A 430-nucleotide genomic window follows, 5' to 3' on the forward strand; every position below is an offset into this window, starting at 1 on the left:
GAAAGGACCCCGCCACCACCTGACCCCCCCGGGAGCCAACCCCGGAACCGATGCATTGACCCGGAGGGTGGGGCCAAATCAAAGCAGCACAGTGGGGCCAAATGGGCTTGTCATTCTCAGTCGTCGGCGGTGGCCAGGGTGACCAGGTGCATCCGGTCGAGTTCGTTGCGGACGTTGCGCCAGGTGTCGTCGGTGGCGTTCTCGACCACCCGAAGCAGCAAGAGTCCAAGCCAGCACAGTTGGATGTGGGCACGGATCCGGTCCTCGCGGTAGTGGAACACCGGACGGAGCCCGAGGGCGCCCTTCATGTGAGTATTTGAAGGCTTAGGGACCACTGGATCGGGTGGCTGGGGGCCGTGGATCTTGCCGTTGGGGGCCAGTGGCCGCAGGTGTGGGGGCCACCGGCCCCCAACGGCTGTTTTCACCGGTT

At 65.1% G+C, this 430-nt stretch carries 1 protein-coding gene; it reads right to left on the reverse strand.

Annotated features, from left to right (window positions below):
• Nucleotides 1–116: 116 nt before the first annotated feature.
• Nucleotides 117–308 carry a hypothetical protein gene (locus QWJ41_RS20840; RefSeq protein WP_302710384.1) on the reverse strand — a complete coding sequence of 64 codons (192 nt, stop codon included), beginning with the start codon at nucleotides 306–308 and terminating at the stop codon, nucleotides 117–119.
• Nucleotides 309–430 lie beyond the last annotated feature (122 nt).

Origin of the sequence: Nocardioides cremeus, from assembly GCF_030518195.1 — a bacterium.
Lineage (GTDB): Bacteria > Actinomycetota > Actinomycetes > Propionibacteriales > Nocardioidaceae > Nocardioides > Nocardioides cremeus.